Origin of the sequence: Kitasatospora sp. NPDC101447, from assembly GCF_044767225.1 — a bacterium.
Taxonomy (GTDB): Bacteria; Actinomycetota; Actinomycetes; order Streptomycetales; family Streptomycetaceae; genus Kitasatospora.
The window spans coordinates 215,140-236,400 of sequence record NZ_JBIWNL010000008.1 but is presented as its reverse complement, the minus strand read 5'-3'; the positions used below and the strand labels follow the sequence as shown (position 1 = coordinate 236,400).

Here is a 21,261-nt window from a genome sequence, read left to right as displayed (position 1 = left end):
TCGTATCGCACGATCGAAAAACGATCAAAAGCCTGGTCGGGGCCGGTGCGAACCGCCTGGAGGGCCCGTCTGCGAGGGGGGCGGCCGTGATCGGCGGGGAGTGATGCTTCGGTCGAGGTGTTCATTTCTGATCGAATGGTCTATCTTGTGCTCAGCTTCAAGCATCTTCAAGCAGCTTCATGCAACTTTGCGCAGGAGACTCGATGTCACACGTCGCCGCTGAGATCGCCAGCCAGCCCGCCTGCTGGTCCCGGGCACTGGAGTCGAGGCCCGAAGGCCTCCCCGAACCCGGAGAGCGCGTCGCCGTCCTGGGGTGCGGTACCTCCCTCTACATGGCGCAGGCCTACGCCGAACTGCGCGAGGGTGCGGGCCTCGGCGAGACCGACGCCTTCGCCGCCTCCGCCTTCCCGGAGAGCCGCCGCTACGACCGGGTGCTCGCGATCACCCGCTCCGGCACCACGACCGAGGTGATCGACGCCCTCCGGCGGACGTCGCAGACCCCGACCACGGCGATCACGGGCGACCTCGACACCCCCGTCACCGCCGCGGCCGACACCGTCGTGGACCTCTCGTTCGCCGACGAGAAGTCCGTCGTGCAGACCCGCTTCGCCACCACCACCCTGGCCCTGCTGCGCGGCCACCTCGGCCTCGCCCCGGCCGACCTGCCCGACCAGGCCCGCCGGGCCGCCGACCGGGAACTGCCCGAAAGCGCCCTCGCCGCCGAGCAGTTCACCTTCCTCGGCACCGGCTGGACGGTCGGTCTCGCCCACGAGGCGGCCCTCAAGCTCCGCGAGGCCTCGGGGAGTTGGACCGAGTCCTACCCGGCCATGGAGTACCGGCACGGCCCGGTCAGCATCAGCGCGCCCGGACGCGTCGTCTGGTTCTTCGGCGAGCCGCCCGCCGGCCTGCTCGACCAGGTCCGCGCCACGGGCGCGACCGTCATCGGTTCCGACCTCGACCCGCTCGCCGAGCTGATCCGCGCCCAGCGGCTCGCCGTCGCCGTGGCCGGCGCGCGCGGCCTGGACCCCGACCGGCCGCGCAACCTGACCCGCTCGATCATCCTCGCCCGGCCGTGACCGTCATCGCCCTCGACGTCGGCGGGACGGAACTCAAGGGTGCCGTCGTCGCCGACGACGGCACCGTCCTGCAGTCCGAGCGCTGGCTGACCCGGCCCGACCGCGGCCCCGGGGCCGTCATCGACACCGTCCTCGGCTGCGCCGCCGAACTCGCCGACCTCGCCCGCCGTGCGGGCACACCGCCCAGGGCGGCCGGTCTCGCCGTGCCGGGCCTGGTCGACGAGGCCGCCGGGACGGTCCTGCGGGCGGTCAACGTGGACTGGTACGACGTCCCGATCCGCCAGTGGCTCGCCGAACACCTCGGCCTGCCCGTCGCGTTCGGCCACGACGTCCGCGCCGGCGGCTTGGCGGAGGCCCGCCTCGGCGCGGGCCGCGGCAGCGACTCCTTCCTGTTCGTCCCGGTCGGCACCGGCATCGCGGCCGCCGTCCTGCACGACGGCAGGCCCGTCACCGGCGCCCTCGGGGCGGCCGGCGAACTCGGCCACCTCGTCGTCCGGCCCGGCGGCGACCCCTGTGCCTGCGGCGGCCGGGGCTGCCTGGAGACCGTCGCCTCCGCCTCCGCCGTCGCCCGCCGGTACGCGCTCCTCACGGGACGCCGGGGGACCACCGCCGAGGAGGTGCACCGCCGCGTGCACGGCGGCGAGCGCGAGGCCGCACGGATCTGGGCGGAGACGGTCGACGCCCTGGCCGACGGCCTGGCCGCCGCCACCGTCCTGCTCGACCCCGAACGGATCGTCATCGGCGGCGGACTGGCCGGGGCCGGCGAGGACCTGCTCGGCCCGCTGCGCTCCTCGCTCGCCGAACGCCTGGCGTTCCGGCCGCCGCCCCGACTGCTACGGGCCGAACTCGGCCACCGTGCGGGGAGTCTCGGCGCCGCCCTGCTCGCCCTCGACCTCGCACCCGGAGGCCCCCGGTGATCCTCACCGTCACGCTCAACCCGGCCGTCGACGTCACCTACCGCCTCGACCGGGTGGCGCACCACGGCAGCAACCGGGTCGACGCGGTGGCCGAGCGGGCCGGCGGGAAGGGCGTCAACGTCGCCCGGGTGCTCGCCGCGCTCGGCCACGACACCGTGGCCACCGGCCTCGCGGGCGGCGCCACCGGCGAGGCCCTGCGCGCCGACCTCGCCACCGCCGGACCGCGCGACGAGTTCGTCACGGTCGACGGGACGACCCGGCGCACCGTGGCGGTGGTCGAGGCCGCGGCCGGGGACGCGACCGTCTACCTGGAACCGGGGCCCGTCGTCAGCGCCGACGAGTGGGCCCACTTCACCGCCCGGTACCGCCGGCTCCTGCGCACGGCCGAGGCCGTGGTGCTCTCCGGTTCGCTGCCCGTAGGCGTCCCCCCGGACGCCTACGGCACGCTGGTCGCCCTCGCCGCCGAGGCCGGTGTCCCGGCCGTCCTCGATGCGCAGGGCCCCGCCCTGCGCGCGGGGCTGGCCGCCGGCCCCGCACTCGTCAAGCCCAACGCGGCCGAACTCGTGGCCACCGCGGGCCCGGTGACCCCGCTCACCGGGGCCCGGATGCTCCGCGCCGCCGGTGCCCGGGCCGTCGTCGTCTCCCTCGGCCCCGGCGGGCTGCTCGCCAGCACCCGGGACGGCGACTGGCGGGCCCGCCCACCGCAGCAGGTGCACGGCAACCCGACCGGCGCCGGGGACTCCGCCGTCGCGGCCCTCACCCTCGGCCTGGTCGCCGGCACCCCCTGGCCCGACCGACTCGCCCAGGCGGTCGCCCTGTCCGCGGCCACCGTCCTCGCCCCGCTCGCCGGCAGCTTCGACCCGGCCGACCACCGACGGCTGCTCCCGCTGGTCACGGTGCGGCCCGTGTACCCGCCGAGCACGCCCCCGCCCCCGCTTCCCCCCTCCCCCCAAGGAGAGCCATGCCCCTCGTAGCCACCGGCTCGATCGTCGAGCCCGCCGCCCGCGGCCGACACGGAGTCGGCGCCTTCAACGTCATCCAGCTCGAACACGCCGAGGCGATCGTGGCCGGCGCGGAGCGGGCCGGAGCGCCGGTCATCCTGCAGATCAGCGAGAATGCCGTCCGCTACCACGGCGCGCTGGCCCCGATCGGCCGGGCCACGCTGGCCGTGGCCCGGGCCGCCGCCGTGCCGGTGGCGGTCCACCTCGACCACGTGACCTCCACCGACCTGGTCCGCGAGGGCGTCGAACTCGGCTTCACCTCCGTCATGTTCGACGCCTCGACGCTCGACTACGAGGCCAACGTCCGGGCGACCGCCGCCGTCGTGTCCCGCTGCCACGCGGAGGGCGTGTGGGTCGAGGCCGAACTCGGCGAGGTCGGCGGCAAGGACGGCGTCCACGCCGCGGGGGCCCGTACCGACCCGGGCGAAGCGGCCGCCTTCGTGGCGAGCACCGGCGTGGACGCGCTCGCCGTCGCGGTCGGCAGCTCGCACGCCATGCTCACCCGCGACGCCGTCCTCGACCTGGAGCTCATCGCCTCCCTCGACAGCGCCGTCCCCGTGCCCCTGGTGCTCCACGGCTCCTCCGGAGTCGCCGACGACCACCTGGCCGCCGCCGTCGAACACGGCATGACGAAGGTCAACATCGCCACCCACCTCAACAAGGCGTTCACCACCGCCGTACGGGCCTGCCTCGACGGCCGCCCGGACCTGGTGGACACCCGCCACTACCTGGGCGCCGGCCGCGCCTCCGTCGCCGTCGAGGTCGCCCGCCTGCTCGGCGTGCTCCGGGCAGCCTGAGCGAAGCGACGCGAACCGCGCGGTGCCGTGCGGCGCGGGGAAGGAGGAGGTCCGGGCCGGCACCCGGGAGCGAACGGCCGGGGACGCGCGGTGCGGTCGGCCGACGTCCGGAAGGCCGTTGGAGTGACTGGAGCGTCACCTTCTGAGGCCTGGGGCGCAAGGTGTGGTGCGATGCCCACGTGAGATCCGGGGGCCGGGCTCGGGACGCGACGCCCGCCCCGGGGCCGTGGACCACGGAAGGAAATCCCCATGCTGCTCCGCGCGCTGGCCGCCACCGGTGTCGCCGCATCGTTGTTCGGCTCGTCGGGCCTGGGCGGCAGCCCGCACCCGCCGCCGGTCCCGATCGTCATCGACAGCGTGACGGCCAACGGCTCCGGCTGTCCGACGGGGACGGCCGCCGTGAGCGTGTCCCCCGACAACACCGCCTTCACCGTCACCTACAGCACGTACCTCGCCCAGGTGGGGCCCGGGTCGTCGCCGACCGACTACCGGAAGAACTGTCAGCTCAGCCTCGTCGTGCACGTCCCGGGCGGCTACACCTACGCGGTCGTGTCCGCCAGTTACCGCGGCTTCGCGTCACTGGCGCCGGGGGCGTCCGGGATCCAGCGGGCCGGCTACCACTTCCAGGGCGGCAACCGCACCACCAACTCGACCCATCGCTTCGACGGCGCGTTCAACGACGACTGGGAGGTGACCGACAGCGTGGACGTCCGCGCCCGCGTCTTCGCCCCCTGCGGAGCCGAACGCAACCTCGACATCAACACCGAACTGCAGGTCGATCAGGGCACGTCGAGCCCGAGCGCCACCAGCTTCATGGAGATGGACTCGACGGACGGCAGCATCACGTCCGTGTACCACCTGGCCTGGAAGCGGTGCCGGTGAGCACCTGACGCTGCGTTCCCCGCTGACGGCCGCGGTCGGGGCCGGCCGCGGGATATCCGCTGGCCTGCGGTCGGCGGCGCCCGGCAGGATGCCGTCATGACGACGAGCGGAGCCCCCGGGGCGGCGGCCGAGGCGGTGCGGGAACTGCGCGGGATCGCCCACTGGTGGGTCGACGGCCGGCACGCCGAGCCGGACTTCCTGATGCAGGCGGCGCTCCGCGCCCTGGCCGCCGGCGTGGACACCCCGTCGCTGTGGCTCCTCGCCTGGCTGCTCAGCGGTGAGGAGGACCAGGCCCCGGAACTGTTCGGCCGCGTGATGGACGAGCTCGGGTTCGGCCTCCACCCGCTCGGGGAGCACGAGGACTACTGGCAGGGCCGGCTGGCGCTCGCCCGCTGGTGGGCCGCCGAGATCGTCGGGGGGTGGCTCGATCCCCACGAGGGGGCCGTGCTCATCATCGAGAACGTCGCCGAGGCCTACGGGGCGTGCGAGGAGCTGGCGCCGATGGTCGACGCGGTGGTGACGTACACGACCCAGGTCCGGCCGCAGCTGCCCCCGGACGAGATCACCGCGCACCTGACCCGGGCCGCCGGTGAACTCCTGGTCCGCATCCCGCCCCCGCCCGGTCTGCTCTGAGGTCGGGGGCCGGAACCCGGCGAAGCGACCGAAGCGACCGAAGCGACTGAAGCGACCGAAGCCGCGGGGCCGTCCAACGGTACGCTCCGTGGCCGGCCGCCGGTGAGCCGCGCACCGCGGGACCGCTCCCGTACGGTCCTGCCCTCGCGGGGTGGTGCGGGTGCATGGCAGCCTGGAGGTGGAGTCTCCGGGCAGGTCGCCCGTGCGGGTGACACGGTGCTTTCGAAGGAGTCCGTGCCATGGCTGGTGGCACCACGGGCAGTGGCAGTGGCAGTAGTGGCCGCACCGTCGAGCGTGCCTTCGCGGGCGGGTTGACCACGTTCGCCGGGATCATGCTGATCTTCGGCGGCATCATGGCGGTGTTCCAGGGGATCTCCGGCATCGCGCACGACGACCTGGTCGTGGTCACCAAGGACTACACGTTCTCGATGAACACCACGGGCTGGGGATGGATCGATCTGGTCCTCGGCGTCGTCCTCGTCCTGGCCGGGACGGCGCTCGTCGGGGGCGGGGATGCCGTGTGGGCGCGGGTCGTGGGTGTCATCGCGTCCGGGCTCGCGATGATCGCCAACTTCGTCTGGCTCCCGCACTACCCGTTCTGGGCGGTCGTTCTGATCGCGATCAACGCCTTCGTCATCTGGGCGCTGTGCGTCGGGACGACCAGAAGACTGAGCTGAGCCGACAGCCGCACCGGCCCGTCCCGCCGTTCACCGCGCTCGGCCCCGCGGCCGGCGGCCCCCGCCGCCGGCCGATCGAGGTCAGAGCGGCGAGAGGAGGCAGAACTCGTTGCCCTCCGGGTCGGCCAGGACCGTCCAGGAGATCGCGGACCGGTCGACGCCGGGGTCGGTGGCGCCCAGGGCGAGCAGCCGGGCCTCCTCCGCGGCCGGGTCGTCACCGCGGTAGGGGCGGACGTCGAGGTGGACGCGGTTCCACCCGCTCTTGGTGTCGGGGGTACGGAGGAACTCCAGGTAGGGGCCGACACCCCGGGCGGAACGCATGGTCGCGTGGTCGTCGGTGACCTCGTGCAGCGTCCAGTCCATCGCCTCGCCCCAGAACCCGGCCATCGCCCGCGGGTCGGCGCAGTCGACCACCACCGCGGCGATCGGCCCGGTGTCCTGGTGGCCCGGCCGGGGATCCAGGACGCAGAACTCGTTGCCCTCCGGGTCCGCCATGACCGTCCAGGGGACGTCGCCCTGACCGATGTCGGCGGGCCGCGCACCGAGGTCCGTCAGGCGCGCGACCAGCTCCGCCTGGTGCGCGGCCGAGGTGGTGGCCAGGTCGAGGTGGACCCGGTTCTTGACCGTCTTGGGCTCCGGGTGGGCGATGATGTCGATGCAGACGGCCACCGGGTCGGGGTAGGCGAAGCCCACGGGTTCGAGGTTGGTCACGCCGGGCGCCTCGCTGTCGATGCCCCAGCCGAGCGCCTCCGCCCAGAACCGGCCGAGCGCAGCGTCGTCCTGGGCCTTCATGTTGATCTGCACGAGTCGGGTCGCCATGCCCAAGATCATATGACCCGCCGTCGGCCCAGGGGGCGGTCACGGTCGGAAAACCCCGGCCGGCCCGGTCCTCGGGCCCGGGCGCCGGTCAGGCGTCGAGCACCTGGCCGTGCCGCTTGACGACCGGGCCCTCCGTCGACCACGGGAACTCGATCCAGTCGTCCGTCCGCTTCCACACGTACTCGCACTGCACGAGGGAGTGCGACTTCTCGTAGATGACGGCGGACCGCACCTCGGCGACGTGGTCGAGGCAGAAGTCGTGCACCAGCTTCAGCGTCTTGCCCGTGTCGGCGACGTCGTCGGCGATCAGGACCTTCTTGCTGGTGAAGTCGACCGCCTGGGGGACGGGCGCCAGCATGACCGGCATGTCGAGGGTGGTGCCCACGCCCGTGTAGAACTCGACGTTGACGAGGTGGACGTTCTTGCAGTCCAGCGCGTACGCCAGACCGCCCGCCACGAACACACCGCCGCGGGCGATGCTCAGGATGAGATCGGGCTCGTACCCGTCGGCGGCGATCGTCTGCGCGAGTTCGCGCACCGCCCGGCCGAAGGTCTGGTAGTCCAGGGTCTCGCGCACGTCAGTCACAGTGTCCAGTGTCCTCGGCAGGCGGTCGGGCGGCGAGCTGCGGCGCGCCGAGCCGAGGTCACAGCGGGACGCCCGCCGGCCCCGCGACCTTTCGGAGGAGACCTTGATCGAGACACACGGCCTCGCGTCGATGACGGACGGGGCGCTGATCCGGTGGACCGCGGCGGGTGCCCGCACGCGGAGACCACCCGTGGTCATGCTGCACGGCGGCCCCGGCCTGCCGGACTACCTGGGCGACGTCGCCCCGGCGATCGCGGGCCTCGCGCCCGTGCACCGCTACGACCAGCGCGGCACCGGCGGTTCCCGGTGGCAGGGCCGCCACACGTTCGCTCGGCACGTGGCGGACCTCGCCGAGCTGCTCGACGGGTGGGACGCACCGCAGGCCGTGCTGATCGGGCACTCCTACGGCGCCGACCTGGCCGTCCGCTTCTGCCTGGCCCACCCCGAACGGGTGGCCGCGGTGCTGCTGATGTGCGGGCCGATGACCGATGAGGGCCGTCCCGGGTACCGGGCGGAGCGCGACCGCCGGATGTCCCCGGCCCGGCAGGAGCGGCTCCGCGAGCTGGAGGGGATCGCGCGCCGCACGGACGACCAGGAGGTCGAGCTGCTCGCGCTGTCCTGGTTCACCGACCACGCCGACCCCGACCACGGTTGGCGCCGGGCCGTGCGGAGCGCCCGCCGACGCCGTCCCGTCAACTGGGAGATGAACCGCGAACTCGGTGCTCAGCGACGGGCGGACCCGATCGAGCAGCACCTGGACGAGCTGCGGGGGTGCCTGCCGCCGAGAACGGAGATCCTCGGCGGCACCGCCGATCCCCGTCCCGTCTCGGCGCTGGAGTCCCTGGCCCGCACGCTCGGAGTGCCGCTGACCCGCATCGCCGGCGCCGGGCACGAGCCCTGGCTGGAGGAGCCCGACGCCGTCCGCGCGCACCTGCGCAGATTCGTGCGGGCGGCGGTCGGCCACTGAGCAGGCCGTTCACGCCGGTGGCCGCCTGAACGCCCGTACGGCGGGCGGGCCCTCCGGAGCCCGGCCGGCCGGCCGCACCTCTGCCCCGGCCGGGGTACGGCCACCGGCTCAGGGCGCGGTGGCCTCCCAGGCCGCCTCGATCATCCGGAAGACCTCGTCCACCGTGGCCCCGGGATCGTCCGCCTGGCAGGCCAGCGCGTAGGCGTCGACGGCGAACCGCGCGGTCGCCCGGCAGGCCGTCGCACTGCGGGACAGGTCGGGATCGGCGGCCAGCGCCGCCGCCAGCGCCTGCGCGTGCCGCAGACCCATCGACTCCTCGTACTCCCGCAGGGCGGGCGATCCCTCGATCATGCGCCGGACCGGGGCGCTGCCCTCCGCGGTGCAGTGCCCCACCAGGGCCCGGACTTCGCGGTGCAGCGCCCCGATGAGCGGCTCGTGCGGGCCGCGGTCGGTGACCGCCTGCGTGAGGCGCTGCTCGAAGTCCTGGTCGCGCTCGAACACCAGGGCCTCCTTCGAGGCGAAGTGGGCGAAGACCGTGGTGACGGCCACGTCGGCCTCGGCCGCCACGTCACGGATGCCCACGGCGTCGTACCCGCGCTCCAGGAAGAGCCGCAGCGCGGTGTCGGCGATCTTCCGGCGGGTCGCGGCCTTCTTGCGTTCCCGGCGTCCGGGCGGCTCGGTCATGCCGTGACACTACCAGGTACGAATCACTAACCGTTGCGAAACACTATCCGTTAGGGCTATTTTCGGCTGCATGAGGAAAATCAGCTTCGCCGAGTTCGGCGGTCCCGACGTCCTGCACCTGGTGGAAGCCGAGGAACCCCACGCGGGCCCCGGCCGGATACGCATCGCCGTACGGGCGGCGGGGGTGAACCCCGTCGACTGGAGGATCCGGGAGGGCCAGGTCCTGGGAGCCCATCCGGTCACGCTGCCCGCCGGGGTCGGGCTGGACGCCGCCGGCGTGGTCGACGAGGTCGGCGAGGGCGTCGAAGGGGTCGAGATCGGCGACCACGTGTTCGGCGAAGGCACCGACACGTACGCCGAGTTCGCCGTGCTGTCCGCCTGGGCCCGCATGCCCGCGGGACTGACCTTCGAGGAGGCGGCCGGGTACCCCTCCGTGGTGGAGACCGCGCTGCGCATCATCCGCGAGGTCGGCGTGCGGCCCGGGCAGACGCTGCTGGTCAGCGGCGCGTCCGGCGGCGTCGGCTCAGCGGTGCTGCAGATCGCCCGCGAGCGCGGCATCACGGTGATCGGCACGGCTGGGGCCGCGAACCAGGACTACCTGCGCGGCCTGGGCGCCCTCGCCACGACCTACGGCGAGGGCTGGGTCGAACGGGTGCGGCGCCTGGGCCGGGTCGACGCGGCCCTCGACCTGGCCGGCTCGGGCGTGATCCCCGAACTCGTGGAGCTGACCGGGGACCCGCGCAAGGTCGTCTCCATCGCCGACCTCGGCGCCCCGCAGCTGGGCGTCCGCTTCTCCGGCGCGGCCGGGAGCGTGCCGGACGCGCTCGCCGAGGCCGTCGACCTCATCTCCCGTGGCAGGCTCCACATCCCGGTCGAGAAGTCCTACCCGCTCACCGAGGCCGCCGCGGCGCACGCCGACAGCCGGGCCGGCCACACCCGCGGGCGCCGGGTCCTGGTCGTCTGAGCCGCCGCCCGCCCGGTGCCCCCGCAGCGCCCCGGGGCCCGACCGGCCCCGGGGCGCCGCGCTGCGCCCGCCCGATCCCGTGCTGTGCCCGCCCGCTCCCGGGCCTCAGCGCTCCTCCTCCGGGCGGTCCGGGACCTCCCAGCGGGTGTGGAAGGTCCCGTCCCGGTCGACCCGGTGGTAGGTGTGCGCGCCGAAGAAGTCCCGCTGGCCCTGCACCAGCGCGGCCGGCAGGCGCCCCGCCCGCAGGCCGTCGTAGTAGGCGAGCGCGGTGGCGAAACCGGGTGCGGGCACCCCCAGCTGGACGGCCGCCGAGACGACCCGCCGCCAGGCCGACTGCGCGGAGCCGAGCGCCTCCTGGAAGTGCGCGTCGGTCAGCAGCGTGGGGCGCTCCTGGTCGGCCTCGTACGCGGCCCTGATCCGGTCCAGGAACCGGGCCCTGATGATGCAGCCGCCGCGCCAGATCGTGGCCATCGCGCCGGGGTCGATGTCCCAGGAGTACTCCGCGCTGCCGGCCTGGATCTGGTTGAAGCCCTGGGCGTAGGCCACCATCTTCGAGGCGTACAGGGCCTGTTCGACGTCCTCCGCGAACCGGTCCGCCGCCGCGCTGTCGAGCCAGGTCTCGGTGGGGCCGGGCAGGCCTCGGCCGGCCCGGCGCAGCGGCACGCTGCCGGACAGCGCGCGGGCGAAGACCGCCTCGGCGATCCCGCTCACGGGCACGCCGAGGTCCAGCGCGCTCTGGACCGTCCAGCGGCCGGTGCCCTTCTGCTCGGCCTGGTCGAGCACCACGTCGACGAAGGGCTTGCCGGTCGCCGCGTCGGTGTGGGCGAGGATCTCGGCGGTGATCTCGATCAGGTAGGACTCCAGGCGTCCGCCGTTCCAGGCCCGGAAGACGTCGGCGATCGCGGCGGGCTGCAGTCCGGCTCCGTGCCGCAGCAGGTCGTACGCCTCGGCGATGAGCTGCATGTCGGCGTATTCGATCCCGTTGTGGACCATCTTGACGAAGTGGCCGGCGCCGTCCGGCCCGACGTGGGTGCAGCAGGGCTTGCCGTCGACCTCGGCCGCGATGTCCTCCAGCAGCGGCCCCACGAGCCGGTAGGCCTCCGGTGTGCCGCCGGGCATGATGCTCGGGCCCTCCAGCGCACCCTGCTCGCCGCCGGAGATCCCGCTGCCCACGAAGTGCAGTCCGCGTTCCCGCAGGGCCGCCTCGCGCCTCCTGGTGTCGGGGAAGTGCGCGTTCCCGCCGTCCACCAGCACGTCGCCCGCGTCGAGCAGCGGCACCAGTTCGTCGATGACGGCGTCGGTCGGGGCCCCGGCCTTGACCATGATCACGATCAGCCGGGGGCGTTCCAGGGCCGTGACGAACGCCTCCGTGGTCTCGGCGCCCACGAAGTCGCCCTCGTGCCCGAACTCCTCCAGCAGCGCCGCGGTCCGCGCCCACGTGCGGTTGTGCACGGCCACGCGGTGCCCGTGGCGGGCGAAGTTCCGGGCCAGGTTGCGGCCCATCACGGCCAGGCCGGTGACGCCGATCCGGGCCGGTGCCTGTGCGGTCATGGCGGGCCTCCTACTCCGCGGAGAGGGCGAGGACCTCGTCCTCGGGGAGTTCGACGTACTGCTCTCCGTCCGCCTCGAACTGCGCCCCGGCGCGCAGGTTGAAGAGGATCCGCTCGCCGACCTTGACGTCCACCGGGTGCGGCTTGCCGCTCCCCAGGGGCCGGCCGGGCCCCACCGCCACCACCTCGCCCTTCCACCGGTCCGGGTCCTGCGGGGCCGCCCCGCCGATCGGCTTGACGATCAGGTGGTCGTGCTTCGGGTGGAAGTCGGGCATGACATGGTCCTCTCACGTAGCGCCTGCGGCGCAGCCGGGGCCGCCCCCACCCATCGATTCTGCCGGGGTTCGGGCGTCCCGCACGCGAACGGCGCCGGGGCGGGGGAGCCGCCGGGCCCGGGCCTACTCCGTCCGGGTGGCCAGGGCCGCCGCTTCGGGGCCGATCGGCCTGGTGAGGAAGTGCTCCCGCACCCGGTCGGTGACCACCCGCCGCAGTGTCGGCTGCACCACCTCGGAGGTCGGGATCGCGTCCCACCGCATGTACGGCCACCACCGCCCGTGCGCGGCCAGCAGCATCCGCTCGCCGCCCTCGACATCGCCCTCGACGGCGTACCAGCCGGCGAGCCACAGGCAGAGGTAGTACTGCTCCGGGAGCTCACCGAGCGACTCGACCAGCTCGCGGGCGCGGGCGAAGTCATTGGTCCGGGCGACCGCCTCCCAGGCGACCCGCTTCTCGCGCGGCGCCAGCGCCGCGAACTCGCGGTCCAGCAGCCACTCGCCGATCACGCCCTCCCGCGGTACGAGCGGCCCGCCCCAGTCGTAGTGGCACGGCAGCAGCCACTCCACCGGGCGGAGGTCGAGCTGCTCGGCCAGCCAGAGCAGCCGGTCCCGCAGGATCCGGCCCTCCGGAACGCGGGCGGCCGCGGCACGCAGCCTGGGCTGCGCCGGGACGCCCGCGTACAGCTGGGCGACCAGGAACGCCTCGTCGAACGGCACGTCCTGGTCGCACAGGTCCCCGCCGTCCGGTCCCTGACGCTCGATCAGCAGCTCGGCCAGCTCGCCCGCCTCCGCGAAGCGGTCCTCCCAGCAGAGGATCTGGACGGCCGCGGCTCCGGCCTCCCACGCCGGGTCGGGTCGTGCGGCGGGATCGGTGGCCAGGGCGAGCAGTTCGGGGAGCACCTCGCGGTGCCCGCCGTGCCGGGCTCGGGAGGTCAGGCGTTCGGCAGATGTCACCCCACCACCCAAGCACAGGGGCACCCGGCGTGGCCGCGGGGGATCGGGGGCCGGGGGCCGGGGTCGCGGGGGATCGGGGGGCGGAGGCGCGGACACCGGCGAAGCACGGCAGTACTACGATCTCGGTCACGGGGCTGCGTTGCCACTCGTTCTTCGAACAGTGCCGGCCCCCGGACGGCCTGCGTCCGCTGCGCGTTCCGCGCCGTCAGGGAATCGACGACGTCCAAACCGTCGAGCCTGTCGAGCCTGTCGAACCCGCCGAACCGTCGAACCCGTCGAAGCCGCAGCCGACTTGCCGCGCCCCGGTCGACCGCTGCCCGCTCGACCGTCCGACCACCACCCGACCCCACCGAACCCGACCCCACCGACCGAAAGTGCTGCCGACATGCGACCCGCCCTCTTCACCATCGACCACCCCGGCCCGGGACGGCTGAGCACCATGGCCAGACCCCGTGGCCACGACTGGCTCGACGACGAGATGGCCGCGCTGAGGAACCACGGCGTCGACGTCCTGGTCTGCGCGCTCACCGGACCCGAACTCGACGAACTCGGCCTCGCGGACGAACCCCGCGCCGCCGCCGCGGCCGGGCTGCAGTTCGTCGCGATACCCGTCCCCGACCGCACCGTCCCCGATCGCGCCGCGGTCCTGCCCACCCTGCACGGGCTGGCCGGACGGCTGCGCGACGGGGCACACGTCGTCACCCACTGCCGGGCCGGCATCGGACGTTCGTCCCTGCTCGCGGCCGCACTCCTCGTCCTGGACGGCGTCGATCCCGACACCGCCTGGAACCTGATCGAACGAGCCCGTGGGCTCGCCGTCCCGGACACCGCCGAGCAGCGGGCGTGGACGACGGAACTGCTCGCACAGCGGTGAGGCGACCGACCGCTCTACAACTGCTCGAAGTGGAAGGAACGGATGAAGCAGTCGCGCGGCTGACCGATCGCGAAGAGGACGCAGTCGAGGACGGACCGGGCGGTCAGCGGGTCGCGTGCGGTCCGGGAGGCACCGTCCCAGCCGGCGTGGAGCGGGTCGCCGTCCGTGAAGTCCGGCGGGTAGAGCGAGATGACGCGGATGCCCTCGGGGCGCAGCCGGTGGGAGAGGACGTCGGCGAAGCCCGCCTGGGCGGCCTTGGCCGCGTAGAACGCGGGGTGCGCCGGGGACCGGTGGTCCCGGGCCTCCGCGGCCGAGGAGACCAGGTTGACCACGTCCGCGCCCTCGGAGGCGCGCAGCAGGGGCAGGAAGTGCTTGACCGTCAGGAGGGTGCCGGTGGCCCCGGAGGCGACGGTGTCGGTGATCGCTTCGTCGTCGGCGTCCCACAGGTCGGGGCCGGCCAGGTACCGGGCGCCGTTGTTGACCAACACGTCCACCCGGTCGGTGTGCGCGGCGACCTGCTCGGCGAAGCCCCGTACGGTGGCCGGGTCTGCCAGATCACAGGCGAACGCGTCCACTCGCGCACCGCTGTCGGCCACCACCTCCTCGGCCACCGTCCGAGCGGCGGCCGAAGTGCGGGCGGAGAGGAACAGGTGCGCACCCAGCCGACCCGCCTGCAGCGCGAACGCCCTTCCGAACCCGCGCCCGGCCCCGGTGACCACCACGGTCCTGCCGGCCAGATCCATGTGCGTACTCCTTCGAAGTCCTGGTGTTGCTCGCATCGCGGTGGACGTCACCGTGGCGTCGCCGGACGGGGTGTCAGCCGAGGTCGCGGGCGGTGGTCCCCCGCGATTCCAGGTTCCAGGTGATGACCCGGCGGGGGTGGATGCGGATGATGTCCGTGCTGAAGTGGTCGGGTGACACGGGCGGCACGTCGACGGCCAGCACCTCGGCCCGGCCCCTGACCTCGATGCCGCGCCCCCACCCCCCGGCGACGGGGTCGTCGGCCGGGGCCAGGTCGTCGACCAGTACCGAGACCTCGGGGCGGGCCTGGGCGTTGCGGTACTTCCGGCTGCGGGCGTTCGCCGGCCCGCCGATGTCGATGGTGCCGTCGTCGTTGAGCCGGAAGCCCACCGGGCGGACCTGCGGACCGCCGTCGGGACCGGTGGTCGCCAGGCGGGCCAGCGGCTGGGCGGCGAGGTACGTGCGTTCCCTGTCGGTGAAGATCATGCCGCCGACCCTAGAAGCTCATGCGCGCTTGAGGTCAAGGCCGTCGGAGCGTCATGGGTCAGCGGGATCGGGAGATCCACCCGACGAAGGCGGTACGGAAAATGTCGGGCGGCCGGGACCGGTGCCGCCGCACGATGGGGGCATGGATGACACGACCTTGGTATCCCGGTTCCTGCGCGACGGCTTCGTGAAGATGGAGGGCGCCGTCGCGCCGCGCGTGGCGGAGGACTGCGCGCGGCTGCTGTGGCAGGAGACGGGCTGCGACCCGGACGACCCGTCGACGTGGACGCAGCCCGTGCACTGGGTCGCCGGCATGGCGCAGGGGCCGTTCGCCGCCGCCCCGAACTCCCCGTCCCTGCACCGCGCGTACGACCTGCTCGTCGGCGCCGGACGGTGGGAGCCGCGGTACTCGCTGGGCACGTTCCCGCTGCGCTTCCCGCACGAGCAGGAACCGGACGACGCGGGCTGGCACATCGAGGGGAGCTACCTGCCGGAGGGCGAGACCTGGTACTTCACGAACCTGCGCTCCCGGGGGCGGGCGCTGCTGATGCTGTTCCTGTTCAGCGAGGTCGGTGAGGGGGACGCCCCGACCAGGATCCGGGTCGGTTCGCACCTCGACGTGCCGAAGGTGCTGGAGCAGCACGGGGAGGACGGGGCGAGCGGGCTGGTCATCGCGCCCGATCTGGTGGCGGCGTCCGACCACCGGCCGATCGCCCTCGCCACCGGGTCCCCGGGCGACGTCTACCTCTGCCATCCGTTCCTGGTGCACGCGGCGCAACCGCACCACGGCGCGCGGCCGCGCTTCATGGCCCAGCCGCCGCTGATGCCGGCCGCGCCGTACGAACTGGAGCGGGCCGACGGCGCGTACTCGCCCGTGGAGACGACGATCCGCCTGGGCCTGGGGCTGGACACCCCCGGCCCGGACGGGGACGGCACCGGGCGCGCCGCCGGGTAACAGCGCTGCACGACCGTGGTCGGGCGGGGGCGGGTGTGAGGAGGGGCGGAGGTCCGTTCCAGGCCCCCTGACGTTCCGTCGAGGCGTTCCAGGCGGCGGCGAATCCGCAGGTCAGAGTGGGTAGCGGTGTTCCGGCGTCCCGGATCGCCGGGCAGGGGTGGCGGGCGGGACGGGCCGACGGCCAGTCTGTGGGCCTCGACACCGGAAGGAAGCCCTCCTCAATGCGTACCTCGAACCGACGCTCGGTCACCGTCCTGCTGGCCGCTGCCGCCCTGGTGGCCGCCGCGGCCGCGCCGGCCGCCGCCGTCCACGGCGGATCGGACACCACGACCGCCTCCCACCCGTTCGTCGTGGCGCTGCAGACCGCCGCGGGCGAGCAGTGGTGCACCGGCGCGCTGATCGCGCCGACCAAGGTGCTGACCGCGGGCCACTGCGTCAGCGAGGCGGACGACCCGCGCTCGCTGCGGGTGATCGCGGGCCGCACCGACCTGACCGGCTCCGGTGGCCAGGTCCGCCGGGTGAAGGACTACCGGGTGGACCCCCGCTTCACCTCCGGCCTGGACCACGACTCCGCCGTCCTCGTCCTGGACCGTCCGCTGCCGTCCAAGACGGTCCGGGTGGCGCGCAAGGGCGACGAGGCGCTGTACCGGTACGGGAACCAGGCCACCCTGCTGGGATTCGGGCGCACCGGCGCGGACGGCCCCGGCACGCACCTCAAGCAGGCGGTGCTGACGCTGGCTCCGCCGGCCTCCTGCGACCCCTTCACCTCGTCCGATGACTCGCCGCTGCTCAAGGTCTGCGGCCTGCCGCAGGCCGGTACGACGGACAGCGTCTGCAAGGGGGACTCGGGCGGGCCGCTGGTGGTCGGCGGGGTCCTGATCGGCGTTGTCTCCACCGGCAACAAGTACTGCGACACCCAGCACCCGGTCTCGGTGTTCACCCGGGCCACGGACGTCCCCGCACAGTTGCTGTCCTAGCCCGGCGGTGGGACCGGGGTGTGGCCGGACAGGGTGCGGCCGGACCGGGTGCGGCACGGGCGGCCCGAGGGCATCGGGCCGCCCGTGCCACGGACGCCGGCGGCCCCCCAAAACCCGTTGGGGGGCCCCCCGACCCCCCGCGACGGTTACGGCGGCCGGGGTGGGGGGGGGGCGGCCGGGGGGGCGCCGGGGGGGGGGGGGGCGGGGGGGCCCGGGGGGCGGGGCCCCCCCCCCCCCCGGCCCCCGGCCGCCCCAAAAAACCGGTGGGGGGCCCCCCGAGACCGCCTGCTACGTTTCCGGAGGCCGTGCGAGAGAACAAGGAGGTGGTACCCGTGAACGCAGTATCGACATGGGTGCTCCCCTCCGGGGTCACGGTCGGGCGATAGGTCGTCCCGGGAGCGCCGTTCCACGAGCACTCCCGAAAGGCACGACGATGCACTTCACCTCCGAGCAGCGCCTCGACGACGGCGTCCTCGAACGCGAATTCACCCTCGGCGAGATCCCCGGCGTCCTGTGGACGCCCGCATCCGCCTCCCCGTCCGCACCGGTGCCGCTGATCCTGCTGGGCCACCCCGGCGAACTGCCCCGGATGTACCCCCGAGTGCTGGCCCGGGCCCGGCACTGCGCGGCGGACGGCTTCGCCACCGCCACCATCGAGCTCCCCGGAAGCGGTGACCGGCCCCGTTCCGCCACCGCCGAACAGGCCCGCGCCGACCTTCGCCGGGCGCTGGAAGCCGGCGAACCCGTCAGCGGCGAGATCGTGGACCGGCTCATCCTCCCGCTGGTCGACAAGGCCGTCCCCGAATGGCAGGCCACCCTGGACGCCCTCCTCGCGCTGCCCGAGATCGGCGGCCCGGTCGGCTACTCGGGGGGAGTGATCGCCATCGGGACCAGGCTGGCGAGGGTCGAGCCGCGCATCGAGGCCGCCGTCCTGTTCGCCGGGAGTTTCGTGCCCGCCGTCATGTTCGAGGAGGCCCGCCAGGTCGGCATTCCGCTGCACGTCCTGCTGCAGTGGGACGACGAGGGCAACGACCGGCAGGCGGCCCTGGACCTGTTCGACGCCTTCGGCTCCCAGGAGAAGACGCTGAACGCCAACCTCGGCGGGCACACCGGCGTCCCGCAGTTCGCGGGGGACGCCGCCGCCCAGTTCTTCGCCCGGCACCTCCTGAAGTGAGGTCGGGCCCCCGGGCCGCGGGTTGGGCCCCTGCCGACCGGCAGGGGCCCTGGGCCGGGCCCGGAGGCCGCCGCGTCAGACGCCGTCCTTGTGGCCGTTCGAAACGATCAGCTTCTCCATGCTCGTGCGGGCGGGGGCGGCCTTGGTGTTGCTCTCCTCGTGGAACAGCCTGAGGTACTGGAACAGGACACGCACACAGGTGTCCCGCCCGTCGTACTCCGCATTGTCGACGAGTCGGTAGTCCTTCGAGATCTCCCTCAACTGCCCGTCGGGAGCGGTGTACACGGGGTGCCAGATCAGTTTCACGTCCGGGTTCAGCTGCTGCACCAGCCGCAGGTGCGGGACCTCCAGCCTGATGAGGATGCTGTCCGGGTCGTAGGCCCGTACGAAGATGTGCACGGGGCCGGTCGCCCGGGACACGAAGGCCTTGGACACCAGGCTCCACATCGGCCCGGTGAGCTTCCAGTTCGGGTGCAGTTCCAGGACGTTGAGCACGCTGCCGATCCGGGTCCGCGCCACCGGCGTGTGGCCCTTCCGGTACGCGTATTCGCTGGTCTCGATGCCGCCTGCCCACAGGGCCATGGTGGGCGTCCCGATCTCCAGGTGCTCGGCCATGAGCCGCACGAACTCCTGGTACCAGGAGTTGGACGCGCGGAGTTCGCGCTGCTCCTGGCGGTCGCTCGTCCTCGCCGCAGCCTCGTCGTTGATCGCACCCTGCGAGTCGACCCCGCCGAGCAGCAGTTGCCAGGCGGCGTCGGCCTGGGGCCGGGGAATGCCCGCGGCCTCCGTCAGTTCCTGGTACGGCTTCCACTCGGGGTGCTCGGTGGGCCGCGTGGCGTAGTGCTCGTCCAGGCCGGCCTTCCGGCGCTGCACCTGGCGCGTCACCGCCGCGTTCCCCACCCGCTGCTGCTGCGCGAACAGGCCCGCGGGGCGGGCCGCGCGCCCGGCGGCGGCGGTCGGCGTCGTCTGCTGCTCGGTGGCCCTGCGTGTCTCGCGCACGTCCTGGCTGCCCTTCCTGCCTGCCGTTCCGGTCGCTGCCGCCCAACCTAGCCACGGCGGCAGCGACGGGACGAGGGACCAGAGGGCAAACCCGGGGCACACCCGGCCGGTCGCCTGTCCTCCTGGTCCGTCCGGCGGACCGTCCCGAGTGCCTGCGGGCCGGCTGCACGGGGCCGTCAGCCGATCCGTTCGGCCAGGGCGACGATGATGCCCGAGGGGCCGCGGAGGTAGCAGAGGCGATAGAGGTCCTCGTACCGTGCCACCTCGCCGAGCAGTTCGGCGCCGTGGGGGCGCAGGCGGGCGATGGTGTCGTCGATGTCGTCGACGGCGAACATGACCCGGTGCAGGCCCAGCGTGTTCGGCGGCGGGTCGTCCGACCCGGCGCCGACCGCCGCGGGCGCGTGGTACTGCGCGAGCTCCAACTTGCCGTGGCCGTCCGGGGTCCGCATCATCGCGATGTCGCTGCGGACACCGTCGAGCCCGACGGCCTGGTCCGCGAACAGGCCCTCGATCCGCGCCCTGCCCTCGACCTCCATGCCGAGTTCGGTGAAGAAGGCGACGGCGGCGTCCAGGTCCTCGACGACGATGCCGACGTTGTCCATCCGCTGGAGCGTCATGACGGTTCTCCCTCTGCGCTGCGTGGCCCTCCGAGGCCACCGGTATACCGGGGACGGCGCAGGCGGCCGGTTCTCGACACCCGTGACCGCTCTGATCCCCCGGGCCGCCCGCCGGTCACCTCCCGGACGGGTCCGCGAGCCGGAGCCGCCCGTGGACGGTGGTGCGGGGGATCAGCGGGCGGCCCCGGAGGGCGAGCAGTTCGTTGGCCATGTCGACGACCGTCGACGGGTGTTCGTCGCCGCGCACCTCGACGCAGGCGGCGAGCAGCGTGGGCGGGACGGCCCCGGCGTCGAGCAGGGCGCGCCATTCCTCCACCCCGAGCCCCAGGTACTCCAGTTCACCCAGGCCGGTGACCTCCAGCGGGTCGGCGAGCGTGCCGGGGTGGGCGGTGAGGGTGCGCAGCCTCGGCAGCCCGGCGACGGGGGCGAGGCTCAGCGGCGCACCGCCGTGGCGGAAGATCTCCACGACCTCCAGAGCGGGGTGCGCGGCGGACGTGAGATCGGACAGCTCGTGGTGGTCGCCGACCCGAGCCGTGACCGGCAGCCGCTGCCGGTCACGGCCGCGCGGGGCACAGCGTTCGAAGCCGTTCAGGACCAGCTCCGTCAGCGATTCGCCGTACAGTTCGGCGCCGATGTGCTGCTCGTGGTCGATGAGGATGACCTGCCCGAGGTGGCCGCGCGGTCCGGGCGTCAGGTCGACGGCGAAGGTGTCACCGCCGTTGCTGCCGAAGCCGATCCAGCCGGGCGAGCCGACCAGGTCCTGGACGGCTGCGTCGGGCGGGGTGGCGACCGCTTCGGTCGCCGCGTACTGCCACGGGCACGGCCGTGTGTCCGCGTCGGCTGTGAACAGCCATTCCAGCGGGGAGAGTTCGCAGCCGACGGCAGCCTCGGCGGCCTGCTGCTCCGCGAAGTCGGCCTCCCAGTCCCCGGAGCCGTCCGGCCCGGCCGGGCGCACCCGGGTCGCCCGGTAGAGCGCCTTGAGCTCCTCGGGCAGCGTGACGCCGAGCCGCACCTCCGCGGCGGCGATCTCCTCCTCCGTCGCACCGACGGCGTCCGGCAGCCGTTCGCGCAGCGTCCGCTCCAGCAGGCCCGGGTCGGCCGACGGCGCCGGCACCGCCCCGGACGCCGGAGCGGGCGGGCGGCGCCAGGGTTCGGCGACGGCGTCGTCGACCAGGAGGAGCGTGCCGGGGCTCGGGGATCCGAACGCCGACGCCACCGCCGGGCTGGTCCCGAACAGGTGCAGCACGGTCCGCCCGTCCGGCGAGATGTCCGCTCCGAACATCACCTCGCGGACGCCCGCCTCCGCCAGCGCGCGCTGCAGCGGCGCCACGGCGCGGGTGACGGGCTGCCGGTCGGGGAACACCATCGGCTCCCCTCGCGGTGGGAGCCGGTCGGTCAGCGGCAGGCTCAGGCTCCACCCCGTCGGGCTGATGCTTCCCGCGACGTGGCCGGTGCCGCCGGCCAGGCGGTCGGCGTGCTCGGCCCGCAGGAGCGTCAGCAGCGGCTCCCAGGTGGTGAAGGCGTGGAGCGTCTGCACGGGTGTCCTCCGAACGGAACGACGGGTTGGATCAGGTCGGGTGGAGACGAGTTGCGGGTTGCGGTCCGTACGACCGTACCGACCGTCACTGACAGTCCGCTGTGCCCGAACGGCCCCGG

General features: G+C 74.0%; 24 protein-coding genes. 13 read left to right on the top strand and 11 right to left on the bottom strand.

The features are described from left to right. Positions 1-203 precede the first annotated feature (203 nt). The 7 genes from ACIRST_RS15210 (at position 204) to ACIRST_RS15180 (ending at position 5,983) form a co-directional block, all read left to right on the top strand. Positions 204-1,076, top strand: a complete 873-nt coding sequence (locus tag ACIRST_RS15210) for an SIS domain-containing protein (protein ID WP_402802680.1) — start codon at positions 204-206, stop codon at positions 1,074-1,076. Beyond that, the gene (locus ACIRST_RS15205; protein ID WP_350526104.1) at positions 1,073-1,993 is read left to right on the top strand and encodes an ROK family protein; all 921 of its coding nucleotides are present in this window, start codon (positions 1,073-1,075) and stop codon (positions 1,991-1,993) included. Before ACIRST_RS15210 ends, ACIRST_RS15205 begins: the two co-directional genes overlap by 4 nt. Further along, positions 1,990-2,967 (top strand): 1-phosphofructokinase family hexose kinase, encoded by a 978-nt coding sequence (locus ACIRST_RS15200; RefSeq protein ID WP_402802678.1) that lies wholly within the window; start codon positions 1,990-1,992, stop codon positions 2,965-2,967. The genes ACIRST_RS15205 and ACIRST_RS15200 overlap by 4 nt, the downstream gene beginning before the upstream one ends. Then, a complete protein-coding gene (locus ACIRST_RS15195; RefSeq protein ID WP_402802677.1) occupies positions 2,955-3,791 on the top strand; it encodes a ketose-bisphosphate aldolase in 837 nt (278 codons plus the stop codon). Before ACIRST_RS15200 ends, ACIRST_RS15195 begins: the two co-directional genes overlap by 13 nt. Before the next feature lie 249 nt (positions 3,792-4,040). Further along, positions 4,041-4,673: a DUF4360 domain-containing protein gene (locus tag ACIRST_RS15190; RefSeq protein ID WP_402802675.1), complete on the top strand. Its 633-nt coding sequence runs from the start codon at positions 4,041-4,043 to the stop codon at positions 4,671-4,673. Positions 4,674-4,769: 96 nt separating this feature from the next. Then, positions 4,770-5,306 carry a hypothetical protein gene (locus ACIRST_RS15185; protein WP_402802674.1) on the top strand — a complete coding sequence of 179 codons (537 nt, stop codon included), beginning with the start codon at positions 4,770-4,772 and terminating at the stop codon, positions 5,304-5,306. 239 nt (positions 5,307-5,545) lie between these two features. Then, positions 5,546-5,983: a hypothetical protein gene (locus tag ACIRST_RS15180; RefSeq protein WP_402802673.1), complete on the top strand. Its 438-nt coding sequence runs from the start codon at positions 5,546-5,548 to the stop codon at positions 5,981-5,983. Between the two features lie 81 nt (positions 5,984-6,064). On the opposite strand, the gene ACIRST_RS15175 is transcribed toward ACIRST_RS15180, so the two are convergent. Together ACIRST_RS15175 and ACIRST_RS15170 are read right to left on the bottom strand one after the other, a co-directional pair. Further along, positions 6,065-6,802: a VOC family protein gene (locus ACIRST_RS15175; RefSeq protein WP_396545421.1), complete on the bottom strand. Its 738-nt coding sequence runs from the start codon at positions 6,800-6,802 to the stop codon at positions 6,065-6,067. 88 nt (positions 6,803-6,890) lie between these two features. After that, complete coding sequence (locus ACIRST_RS15170) at positions 6,891-7,388, bottom strand: phosphoribosyltransferase (RefSeq protein WP_350526097.1); 498 nt, start codon at positions 7,386-7,388, stop codon at positions 6,891-6,893. Between the two features lie 103 nt (positions 7,389-7,491). Here ACIRST_RS15170 and ACIRST_RS15165 point away from each other — a divergent pair, with 103 nt between their 5' ends. After that, a complete protein-coding gene (locus tag ACIRST_RS15165) occupies positions 7,492-8,355 on the top strand; it encodes an alpha/beta fold hydrolase (RefSeq protein WP_402802672.1) in 864 nt (287 codons plus the stop codon). 108 nt (positions 8,356-8,463) lie between these two features. Here the strand turns inward: ACIRST_RS15165 and ACIRST_RS15160 are convergent, their stop codons facing one another. Next, complete coding sequence (locus ACIRST_RS15160; protein WP_402802671.1) at positions 8,464-9,039, bottom strand: TetR/AcrR family transcriptional regulator; 576 nt, start codon at positions 9,037-9,039, stop codon at positions 8,464-8,466. 70 nt (positions 9,040-9,109) lie between these two features. On the opposite strand from ACIRST_RS15160, the gene ACIRST_RS15155 reads away from it, so the two are divergent. Then, positions 9,110-10,003, top strand: a complete 894-nt coding sequence (locus ACIRST_RS15155; RefSeq protein ID WP_402802670.1) for an NADP-dependent oxidoreductase — start codon at positions 9,110-9,112, stop codon at positions 10,001-10,003. Between the two features lie 105 nt (positions 10,004-10,108). Here ACIRST_RS15155 and gndA read toward each other — a convergent pair whose 3' ends face one another. The 3 genes from gndA to ACIRST_RS15140 all read right to left on the bottom strand — a co-directional run bounded on the left by gndA (position 10,109) and on the right by ACIRST_RS15140 (position 12,782). Then, positions 10,109-11,554, bottom strand: coding sequence for an NADP-dependent phosphogluconate dehydrogenase (gene gndA / locus ACIRST_RS15150; protein WP_402802668.1), 1,446 nt, complete (start codon positions 11,552-11,554; stop codon positions 10,109-10,111). Positions 11,555-11,564: 10 nt separating this feature from the next. Beyond that, on the bottom strand, positions 11,565-11,828 hold the full coding sequence (locus tag ACIRST_RS15145; protein ID WP_350526093.1) for a hypothetical protein: 264 nt from the start codon (positions 11,826-11,828) through the stop codon (positions 11,565-11,567). A 123-nt stretch (positions 11,829-11,951) separates the two neighbouring features. Next, a complete protein-coding gene (locus ACIRST_RS15140) occupies positions 11,952-12,782 on the bottom strand; it encodes a hypothetical protein (RefSeq protein WP_402802667.1) in 831 nt (276 codons plus the stop codon). 385 nt (positions 12,783-13,167) lie between these two features. Between ACIRST_RS15140 and ACIRST_RS15135 the strand changes: the two genes are divergently transcribed. Next, on the top strand, positions 13,168-13,656 hold the full coding sequence (locus ACIRST_RS15135) for a tyrosine protein phosphatase (RefSeq protein ID WP_402802665.1): 489 nt from the start codon (positions 13,168-13,170) through the stop codon (positions 13,654-13,656). Between the two features lie 14 nt (positions 13,657-13,670). Here the strand turns inward: ACIRST_RS15135 and ACIRST_RS15130 are convergent, their stop codons facing one another. After that, on the bottom strand, positions 13,671-14,399 hold the full coding sequence (locus ACIRST_RS15130; protein WP_402802664.1) for an SDR family oxidoreductase: 729 nt from the start codon (positions 14,397-14,399) through the stop codon (positions 13,671-13,673). A 73-nt stretch (positions 14,400-14,472) separates the two neighbouring features. Then, entirely contained in the window at positions 14,473-14,883 is a 411-nt protein-coding gene (locus ACIRST_RS15125) for a PPOX class F420-dependent oxidoreductase (RefSeq protein ID WP_402802663.1), read from the bottom strand. A 142-nt stretch (positions 14,884-15,025) separates the two neighbouring features. Between ACIRST_RS15125 and ACIRST_RS15120 the strand changes: the two genes are divergently transcribed. From ACIRST_RS15120 to ACIRST_RS15110, 3 genes are all read left to right on the top strand, one after another. Continuing rightward, positions 15,026-15,838, top strand: coding sequence for a phytanoyl-CoA dioxygenase family protein (locus ACIRST_RS15120; protein WP_402802662.1), 813 nt, complete (start codon positions 15,026-15,028; stop codon positions 15,836-15,838). Between the two features lie 221 nt (positions 15,839-16,059). Then, a complete protein-coding gene (locus tag ACIRST_RS15115) occupies positions 16,060-16,815 on the top strand; it encodes a trypsin-like serine protease (protein WP_350526087.1) in 756 nt (251 codons plus the stop codon). Between the two features lie 433 nt (positions 16,816-17,248). Beyond that, on the top strand, positions 17,249-17,989 hold the full coding sequence (locus ACIRST_RS15110) for a dienelactone hydrolase family protein (protein WP_402802661.1): 741 nt from the start codon (positions 17,249-17,251) through the stop codon (positions 17,987-17,989). Positions 17,990-18,064: 75 nt separating this feature from the next. On the opposite strand, the gene ACIRST_RS15105 is transcribed toward ACIRST_RS15110, so the two are convergent. From ACIRST_RS15105 to ACIRST_RS15095, 3 genes are all read right to left on the bottom strand, one after another. Further along, the gene (locus ACIRST_RS15105) at positions 18,065-18,988 is read right to left on the bottom strand and encodes a hypothetical protein (protein ID WP_402802660.1); all 924 of its coding nucleotides are present in this window, start codon (positions 18,986-18,988) and stop codon (positions 18,065-18,067) included. A gap of 176 nt (positions 18,989-19,164) precedes the next feature. Continuing rightward, positions 19,165-19,605 (bottom strand): VOC family protein, encoded by a 441-nt coding sequence (locus tag ACIRST_RS15100; protein ID WP_402802658.1) that lies wholly within the window; start codon positions 19,603-19,605, stop codon positions 19,165-19,167. Between the two features lie 115 nt (positions 19,606-19,720). Continuing rightward, positions 19,721-21,142 (bottom strand): SMI1/KNR4 family protein, encoded by a 1,422-nt coding sequence (locus tag ACIRST_RS15095; RefSeq protein ID WP_350524082.1) that lies wholly within the window; start codon positions 21,140-21,142, stop codon positions 19,721-19,723. Positions 21,143-21,261 lie beyond the last annotated feature (119 nt).